Raw genomic sequence first — 3274 nt, 5'->3', positions numbered from 1 at the left:
ACGCTGAAGGCGGCGACTGAACGCAACAGACAGTCGCGGCGAACCATGCGATGCAACGGAGCCGGGCTTGCAGGGTTTCACAGATGGAAAGTCAACTCTCCCGGCCCGCTGATCGCCGCCGTTATCCAATAGAGATGCAGCACCAACCCGGCCACGTATCGACGACGGCGACGGCGCTGATCCGACACGTCGGCAATCGGCCCTTCCGTCCACCATGGCTCCGATATAACCCACAGATTGTTGCTTGCTCAAGTCCGGAACTTGCGGGAAGAAACGCGACCTGGGATATCGTCACACGTTCGTTCGCACCTGCAACGGGAGATTGGAACTACAAAATCGTTTTCCAGCTTGCCACTCTTCGTGGTCCCCACGAAGCGTTGACCGCCGGACTCCGTTTTGACCTTTGCGAAGGCTGTCGCGTGCCTGTTTGGACCGGTACGATACTTGCCACCGAAATCAGACCACGGGATCCTTCGTGCTGGTATCGCACTGAACCATTCTGGACTGAACGATATGGATAACCATGGGATTCACCGGAGTGGGGCTTGCACGCGTTTCCTGATGGCTACCTTTTCCGTCCCCACCCGGTGATCCCGGTCGTTATCGCACCTTAGTTTTGACCCGCGAAGGTTTCGCCAGCGGCGATGGCTCATCTTTTTGATGGTTGCTGTCACCCAAGGGGCCGAAGGCTGTTCTGACCCAACGCTTTTGATCACTCCGCTTCAGCGTCGGTCGTGTGCTTGCAACGATACCTTTGTCATTCCATTCGGCGATCGACTCGATCACGCATCCACGCTCACGGCTTCCGCCAGAACTCACGCGGCCAAACCCGCTTCACCTTAAAGACTTGACCTCGGTCTTGGTGTTAGACTGTGTTTGCCGTGCGACCTGAGCAAATGGCTCTGATAAAAGCGATAACCAACGGATGCACACGGAGCGGCGGTGGTTGATTTTTACAAGTGGTTGCCGAACTCCCGCCGCCCGGTGATCCTAAACGTTACCCGACTGACTGAATGCTATCTTTCATAAGCTCATATCTTGAACGTCGGCGAGCGATCAAGCTCATTGCGGATAAGGCCGCGCGTTTTCAGGCGAGCGACCGTTTCGCCAATGTGTCGTTGGGTGAGTTCTGTTTTGTTCGTCAGACATCGCCTCTTTTCATTGATCGCGGCACGCCAGAGGAACGACGCGTTGTTCACTATTCATGGAAAGGCGAACCACCAGTTACGTTTTGGGGCGACACCCTCGAAGTAAGTTTCTCTACAACTGTCGCCGATCTTTCTCCCTCGGTTACAAATCGTATTGTTTCAATACTCACGTATGACCACAATTTGCGTGACCAAATCGAAGCCGCGCTTGAAAACTACTATAAGACTGATGTATTGGAGCGGTACGAAACCGATGAATTGGATCGTCGACTTCCATTCTCGCCCAAGAAACGAAGGTTGCGATCGATGTTTGGCAAACCGGATTTGCACCTGAATGCTGACGAAGACACCGAGTACCCAACGCAGCTTAGGCTGTACTTCAACACTTCATGGGACATCGAGCACCCGGTCGAAGTCGTGATCCAAGATTGGGTGATTTGTCGCATACACTGACCCATCGCGGTTAGAATTGCGGGTAACCATCGGATGCACACGAAGCGGCGGTGGACAGTTTTTCCAAATGGTTGCCGTGCTCCCGCCGCTCGGTGATCCGTACCGTTCGCCAACTGATTGAATGAATCCTTTCGCTCCGACTAACGTTTCGTCTGACTTACCCGGCGCGCTTTCGCGTTGGAGATTTCTCCCAGCTGCGATCTGCTTGCTCATTGCCGTGTTCTTCGTTGGCAATGCAATCGTGGTTGCTACCATGACCGTTAAATCGATTCCCGACGTCAGTAGCACGAGCAAGCCGCCGATTGCATTAGCCGCGTCGCTGGGAGTCCTCGTTTGCGTTCTTGCAACAATTGCATCACTTTATTCAGCAATGCTCTCGTTGCGCGGCCGGTGGGCCCGTGCCATGTTGTTGGTTGCAGCGATGATTCTCGCGATCATTGTTGTGGCGAACTTGCTTCGCGCATACCTTGAGTACGCAGTGCCCAAACATTTGTCCAGCAGCGACTCTTTGATCTGGCCCACTTGGTGTATGTCGTGATGAGTACGTGGCGAACCATGACATGCACGGGAGGACGGCTTGCGTGGTTACTCAAGTGGATAGTTTTTTCTCCGTCCCCCGTGATGTCCGCCGTTATTTGATTGAAACATGGGACTTGACGCTGTCGAAATCGTAATGGATGTCGAAGACCACTTCGGCATTACAATCCAAAACGCGGAATCGGAACATATCCGAACCGTCGGCGATCTCGTTGCGCTCATACATAACCGCATCTCGATGACTCAAGAAACGTATTGCCCGACGCTTCCAGCGTTCCTGAGGTTGCGAACGGCGGTTCGCAATGCGACTGCCGATAGCACGTTCCGAATTCGTCCGCGACAGCGTATCTCCGACGAACTAACGGTCCAACAACGCCGGGATTTGTGGAAACGCCTTTCCGAATTGCTCGGCGCGCCGCCCCGCGACTTGCGCCGGCCGAAAATTCTTCGAGGAATCCTTGGCACCTCAATCGCTGCCCTGCTTGGCACCGCCTTGATTGCCGCGATAGCAATAGACATACGAATTTTTCCCGTTACACTTGCGATCGCCATATTCTGCATTTTTGTCTTGCACATGATTACTGCTCCATTCTGTATTGTTCCACCTGATGAATGGGTTACGTTTGGCGATGTAACGGCGAAACTTGTCGGTGTCACTGCCGCGACCAAGCAACTACATCTTGGGACATCAGACGATATACTTGATGAATTGCGGCCACTAATCGTGAAAATCCTTGGGGTTGACGGTGACGAGGTGGTTTCCAACGCTCGTTTCGTCGAAGACCTCGGCGTCGGGTAGCAAATAACCATGCCGTGAACCGGAGTCGCGTGTCGCGCGTTTTGGCAATGGCAAACTTTTTCGACGCGACCCGGTTACGGCTAGCGTTATCCGACATACTCCCTCAGGTGTCCGGCGTATTTCTTCGCACAAGCGATCACTTCAACCTTCGATTGCGAATTGGTCGTTCGGCTTTTGCGTTAGTGAATCGACGCGTCAAACGTTTTGATTCTCCGTTGGCGTTGGCTGCAACGCTGGTTGATCGCTGACTGATTTCGGTCTTAACGACTGGCGTTTGCCGATGGCACCGCAACGGTTCTGATCCTTCGATGAACGGAATTGCTTGCCGCGTACTTTA

At 53.5% G+C, this 3274-nt stretch carries 2 protein-coding genes; both read left to right on the top strand.

The genetic code is table 11. From position 1 onward, the window contains the following. The first annotated feature begins 1013 nt into the window (after positions 1-1013). The gene (locus Poly59_RS29125; protein ID WP_146537633.1) at positions 1014-1601 is read left to right on the top strand and encodes a DUF6985 domain-containing protein; all 588 of its coding nucleotides are present in this window, start codon (positions 1014-1016) and stop codon (positions 1599-1601) included. Positions 1602-2247: 646 nt separating this feature from the next. After that, positions 2248-2937: an acyl carrier protein gene (locus tag Poly59_RS29120; RefSeq protein ID WP_146537632.1), complete on the top strand. Its 690-nt coding sequence runs from the start codon at positions 2248-2250 to the stop codon at positions 2935-2937. Positions 2938-3274 lie beyond the last annotated feature (337 nt).

This window comes from Rubripirellula reticaptiva (assembly GCF_007860175.1).
GTDB classification, from domain to species: Bacteria; Planctomycetota; Planctomycetia; order Pirellulales; family Pirellulaceae; genus Rubripirellula; species Rubripirellula reticaptiva.
The sequence above is the reverse complement of the archived record's forward strand: the minus strand, read 5'-3'. Positions and strand labels throughout refer to the sequence as shown.

Excerpts from the sequence above, each read along its gene's own strand:
- Poly59_RS29125 (WP_146537633.1), top strand. The coding sequence starts at position 1,014 with ATGCTATCTTTCATAAGCTCATATCTTGAACGTCGGCGAGCGATCAAG.
- Poly59_RS29120 (WP_146537632.1), top strand. The coding sequence starts at position 2,248 with ATGGGACTTGACGCTGTCGAAATCGTAATGGATGTCGAAGACCACTTC.